Annotated in this window: 5 protein-coding genes; all 5 read right to left on the bottom strand. The window is 31.3% G+C overall.

Features of this window, described 5'->3' with window-relative positions:
• Positions 1 to 644 precede the first annotated feature (644 nt).
• On the bottom strand, positions 645 to 932 hold the full coding sequence (locus tag CYP84_RS01155; RefSeq protein ID WP_103607730.1) for a hypothetical protein: 288 nt from the start codon (positions 930 to 932) through the stop codon (positions 645 to 647).
• 16 nt (positions 933 to 948) lie between these two features.
• Complete coding sequence (locus CYP84_RS01160; protein ID WP_103636389.1) at positions 949 to 1767, bottom strand: hypothetical protein; 819 nt, start codon at positions 1765 to 1767, stop codon at positions 949 to 951.
• A 1-nt stretch (position 1768) separates the two neighbouring features.
• On the bottom strand, positions 1769 to 2644 hold the full coding sequence (locus CYP84_RS01165; RefSeq protein WP_103636390.1) for a hypothetical protein: 876 nt from the start codon (positions 2642 to 2644) through the stop codon (positions 1769 to 1771).
• Complete coding sequence (locus CYP84_RS01170; RefSeq protein ID WP_180996352.1) at positions 2623 to 4959, bottom strand: hemagglutinin repeat-containing protein; 2337 nt, start codon at positions 4957 to 4959, stop codon at positions 2623 to 2625. Before CYP84_RS01170 ends, CYP84_RS01165 begins: the two co-directional genes overlap by 22 nt.
• Positions 4960 to 5421: 462 nt before the next feature.
• Entirely contained in the window at positions 5422 to 5706 is a 285-nt protein-coding gene (locus CYP84_RS01180; protein WP_103636393.1) for a hypothetical protein, read from the bottom strand.
• Positions 5707 to 6155 lie beyond the last annotated feature (449 nt).

Here is a 6155-nt window from a genome sequence, read left to right on the forward strand (position 1 = left end):
GAATAGGATATTTAAAGCCATAATCCGCGAACCCAAAAAAAAGAATAACGACAACTATTCTTAAGATTTTATTCATCATTCAACCTTGTTGTAGGATATTTTATACCTTGCCTTAATGCGGCATTACTTATTTGAAACAGCTAATGAGCTTTTATATTTTCTTCGTGCTCAAAAATTTTATTATTTATTTGCTCCCGCTTATTTGACGAAACAGCTGTTTTAAGTTGGTCTTTTAATTCTTTTATAGCATTACGTGAATATTTGATACTATCGTAAGATTTTAATGCGCTTGGTATAGCAACCGACCCAGCAACTGCACTAAAAAGAACACTTGGATAATCATGTATTTTAGCCTATTATTCATCTTTTTGCCCATTTTTAATGTATCCTTTTATTTCGTAATAATACGCACTAAAAGGATGATATATTTCTACGTAATTAATATATACCCTTATCCATATTACCTTTTAAAAGCTATCACAGCTACTCTTCAACTCATCAACAATGCCTTAACAGATCCACTTTTTAATCTCAAATCCCATCTTTGACAAACAAGCATCACTACTATCCATCTACTCCCTTTAATTCGTTTAGATAGCTTAGCACCTGCTTTTCATCTAACTTTCCATACAAATAAGGTTTTGCTAGTTTAAAGACCATTTCTTGTGTTTTTCATCTTCAAAGCCTATATCTTCACGACATTCTATTAAATTTGCCCACTCTTCAAGCTCTAAAAAAGATATCTTTTTATCCAAGCTTCTTTGTAAAATTTCTACTATATCATCTCTTGACATAGAAACAAGCTCGGTTTCGCTATCAAAACCTATCTGGGATAACATGTTTTTTAATGTATCTGTATTGTTTTTAAAATGAACCAAGTCTAATAAAATTCTAACTTCGTCATCTGTATATTCAGAATTTCTTTTTATCATATAATTTTTGTTTCACCTACTCTTCTTTTGATAATTCGTCTCGTATAGTTTTAAACTTTAGCCTATCATCACAAATTTGGTTTTTTTCGTTCATGCTTTTGCATTTAAAGAAGTCCGGATTAAACCATTCGACAGCATTTTCGTATTGAGCACCATATTTGGCATTTTCGTGTAGTAAGTCATCTCTTTTCATTCTTTCAATATCCATCTCATCTATCCAAAGAGAGTCAGCTACTACTTTAATATCTTGCTTAAGGGCACTATAAGCCTGAGTTATCTTATACTCATATAGCTCTTCTTTAGTTTTTATAGTTTTATCTCTTGCATAGTCTGACAATGATGTCTTTGCTATTAGAAATTTCTTCTTGCCGCTTTTGCTATAAAAGGGACAAGTATATTCAATATTCACATAGATACTACTATTAATGTTTGTTTTTGCAAGACATAATAAATTTGATATATACTCATCGCTTAGTTTAATGTATCTATTTGATTTAAGAGAAAATATCTTTCCGTGAGATTTAAGATACTCCATTCTATCTTGCATTCTCTCCTCTTTGTTTGTTGCTTTTATTACATCGCTATGATCAGCATCTTCAGTATAGACACTGATTTTATACTCAAAGTTTTGTCCTATCTTATTTATTATAAATTTTTTTAGCCCGTCAGTATCTAGCCTTACTTTATCTCCTCTTGCTTCTGGTGCATAGGCCTTTAAATTTCTATCATAGCTATATATTACTTTGTGTTCATTCACTTGAGGATGACTATCTGAAAAACAACCAATAAACAAAAAAGCTATAAAAATAAAAATAAATTTTTTATATTTAAGCATCTTAACCCCTTATTTTTCTTTCTGTTTCATAGTATTTCTCATCAAAAAAATTTTTATTTTTACGTATCTCTTTCCAAAGATGTGATTTCTTGCAGATCTGATATTCTTTTTGGTACTTTGTACAGTCAAATTTATTTGGATCAAACCACTCATAGATTATTTCATCAAATTCATCCCTAGGGTTATATATTCTGTCAAAAAGCAAGCCCTCTTTTTTCATTCTTTGTCTATCCATATTTTTTAATTTTATCGATTTTAAAAATTCACTCATATCATTTTTAAATAGTATTGCCATATCTTCTGCTTTATAGTTTTTATGTTTAACTGGATCAAAAAATAATCTAAAAGTGCCTCCAATAACTAAAGTTGATACAGCACCACTAGTATCGTAATAAAGACAATCAATGCCATAGTTTGCAGAGTCAATTTGAGTTATTGAGCTTATCAAAAAATCTGCTTCACACTTTATGCCATCAATATATGTAAAGAATCCTTTTTCATAAGGTTGCCAACCCATTAAAATATCATAAATACTCCTATCAATGCTTTCTTCTCTATCTTTGCGAATTTCTAACTTACTTCGTGACATATTTCTTTCTTTATATCTGTAAGTATTGATCTGAAATTTTTCATTAAACATAGACGGCAAATTACGTTCAAAAACATTTCTGCCATTTTTTTCATCTAGAAAATAATACCAATCAATATCAGTAAAACTACTTGGAAGCACATAGGTAAAGCTTTCATTTTGAAAAGATGAAAGCATAATACCTGGCTTAAGGTGCTTTGTAGTTATATCTGGAATATCATGACAACCGGAAAAGAGCACAATAAAAGTTATAACAATAAGCTTTACTACTGGAAATTTACACCACATATAGCACCATCTTTTTCATAATCTTGACACACATAAGAACTGTGTGGTGAGCCATCCATAAATAATTTAGGAATATTTAACACATTTATACGATCTGTCATATCTGCTTTTTTATTCACATCTTTATTTCCACCAAGACCTTCTGCTACAAAATCGTCTTTGTTGGAAAATGTTCCCGCTATATCAATTTTAGCCGCTTCTAATACATCTCTCATTTTTTCTACATCTACTGGAGATCCAAAAGAAGAAACAGTATATGGATTGCCTTTACCTTTTTTCATTAAACTTTTAACTCCATCTAAATGCCTATAAAGTTCATTGTCTATGCCCCATTTAACACCATTATAGACTAATGTATTTAACTGAGAATGTGCTGCAAAATTTACAGCAAAAACTTTATTATCTTTTTTTCTTTTTTCTTCAGCAGCTTTTGTTACATCCGATATAAAACTACCAACTTGCTTTGCCATGTCACTTGTGCCTATACTAAATTTATCCTGCGCTGCTTCAAGCAAATCAGAGAAAAATCCACGCGTTGGATTATATTTTATCGTTAATTCAATGGTATTTCCAGCAAGCCTTGTACCATCCTTTTTAATCTGACCAGTTTGCTCAAGTCCGTTCATAATAGCCTCCATTGGCGTATTCAAGATACCATTTCCAAAATTTTGATGTGTTATAGTATCCACATCTATTCCTAAAGGTTCTTTAGATACATAAAGATCTTTAAAATACGAAAGCTTTTTTAATTCCTCTCGCTTTTCTGGACTAATGGTCTTGAAGTATTTACTATCCTCAAGCTTAACCATTTTATCTTTATATAGTTCATATTTTTCTGAGTTTTTACTAAAAACAGAAATAAGGTCACTTGCAATCTCTTTTCCACCGAAAGAACCAACAAGCTGCCCAAATAAACCTCCATTATTATAACTGGTTGGTATTATATCCAAAGCAACCATACTTCCATACACAAGAAGTTTTCCCATAATTGATACTATTTTATTCTTGCTATTTTCGTCTGGCATTTGCTCTGATAGTTTTTTTAATCCATAGTTAGCATCTACTATCTCTTTAGCTATATCCTTTTGCCCACTCTTAGTTAGCACCCTTAAATCCATACTAGCATCTACATTTGAGCTTATGCTAGTATTTACTAGATCTTTTGTTAGTTTAGTTGTATCTCTATTTAGTCTTGTTAGATCATCAGAGTTTTCTTTATCTGCTATCTCTATGTTGCCACTGCCTAGAGTTGCTAGGTTTTTAGATAAACTGTAGCTTAAATTTCTATTGTTTGAGTAGTTTATTGACTTTAGGCCAGAGTAGCTTGAGTCTGATTTGCCTTGGCTGTTTTGATTAGCTTTACTATCATCTTTTTTACATACTGAGTAATTAGCTCCTATACTAAGAGATGATCCTTTGTTGTAGCTTGTATTTGATAGGTTCTCATAGCTTAGGGTATTTGTTTTTAAATTTAGGTTGTGGTTATCTATAAAGGTATTGTCTTTATCATACTCTCCTGCTGCTAATAGTGATCCTTTTAGATGGGTGTTTTTGCCTACCTCTACGTTTAGCTCATTGGCTGTTATAGATGAGAGGTTCGTCTGTTTTATCTTTGTATTTGAGTTTGACTTACTGATGCTTGCTCCAACAGAGCTTAGAGATCTATCTCCAGATGCAAAGTTTTTAGCATTAGTTGCTCCAGAGTAGCTTACGCTTAAATTTATACCCTTGCTTTTAGAGCTAGCATCTTTTATATCTCTGGTGCTTTCTAGACTTAGGTTATTTCCTACTTTTAAATTTAATCTCTCATCAGCTCTTAAATTTGCTCCTTTGATGGTTGCGTCATTAGCTGTATTTATATTCATATCTTTAGCTGAGTAAAGATGAGAGTTGTTATTTGTTAGGCTTTGTTCGCTTTGTTTTAAGCTATTTGTTCCAAGCTCTAGTGAGCTAGAGTTTGCTCCATAAAATGTAAAACCAAATCCTGTTGTGAGAGATTTGGTGTTTGATTTATATTTTAAACTATCTTCGCTAGAGTTTATGTTTAGGTTATTTGAGTTTAGGCTCATATACTCTTTTGATGCTAGGTCTGAGCCTGTGATAGATATATCTTTAGTTGAGTTTATATTTATATGTTTAGCATTTAGGCTAGATTTATTTGAGCTAGTTTGTTTTAAAGAGCTCTCTTGTTTAGTGGTAGCAAGATCAGCTCTTACTCCTACGCTAAAGCCATATGTTCCTGAGCTTGCAGCTGCAGCTGATGCTATACGCCAACTTTTTTTGTTTATCCTCTTGTTGCATTGTAACCAACCCACATTATAAATACAAATATAGCTTGTACCAAAGAGACGCCACCTATTGTGACGTCCATTGTTTTAAAATTCTTTTTTAGAAATATCTTATACAAATTAGCATTAGCCAAATTAGAAGAATTACGATCGTGTAAAATAACGCCACACTTCCATACTTTATCTCTATATTTTCTAGGTTCTTCTTGGTAAGGTCGCTTTTTTTAATATCATTTTTTATTGCAAAAAATCCATAAAAACATACCAAGATAAAACCTAGTGCATCTATATAATAAATTTCTCCGAAAAAGTATTTTAATATATGCAAAAAGCCATTTAGAACAAGACCGAATATTATAGCGACAACAAGTGTAAAAAATACTTTTTTAAAGAATTTCTTCATTTTTGTCTTTTGTCATTTTTGCTTTTTATACTATCGGCTACTACTTGACCCGTTCCTGCAACAAGATACTATACCAACTTTTATGTTTATCTCATTGTGGCATTGTAAAGAAGCCAAAATACAAAAACTAAAAAGGAGTGAATTAAAGCAACACCACCTCTTTTTATTTCCATTTTTTGTATATATTCTTTTTTAAAGTCACTCTTTTTTATACCGTTTTTCATCATAAAACATACATTGGCAAATATTAGCAACACAGCCATAGCATCAATATAGTGTTCTCCAAAGAGAAGTTTTAGGATTACTATGCAAATAGCACCTACTATAAAAAATGCTATTGATCCAAAAAATACAATCCAATTCTTTTTCATTGATTATCTGCTTTTTTTGCTTTATCTTTTTTGCTTTCTACACTATCTACAATAGCTTGTCCTGTTGTAGTAAGAAAATTTGTTCCTACTTCTGCTGCAGTCTGTAAATCTCCATTGCCAAATTTTATGCTTATCCTCTTGTTGCATTGTAACCAACCCACATTATAAATACAAATATAGCTTGTACCAAAGAGACGCCACCTATTGTGACGTCCATTGTTTTAAAATTCTTTTTCCGAAAGTCACTCTTTTTTATACCGTTTTTAATTATGTAATATATATTGGTCAAGATTATCCCAGCAAAAATAACGTCACCGTAGTGTTCTCCAAAGAGAAGTTTTAGGATTACTATGCAAATAGCACCTACTATAAAAAATGCTATTGATCCAAAAAATACAATCCAATTCTTTTTCATTGATTATCTGCTTTTTTTGCTTTATCTTTTTTGC

The sequence above is a fragment of the Campylobacter concisus genome, from assembly GCF_002912425.1.
GTDB lineage: Bacteria > Campylobacterota > Campylobacteria > Campylobacterales > Campylobacteraceae > Campylobacter_A > Campylobacter_A concisus_AH.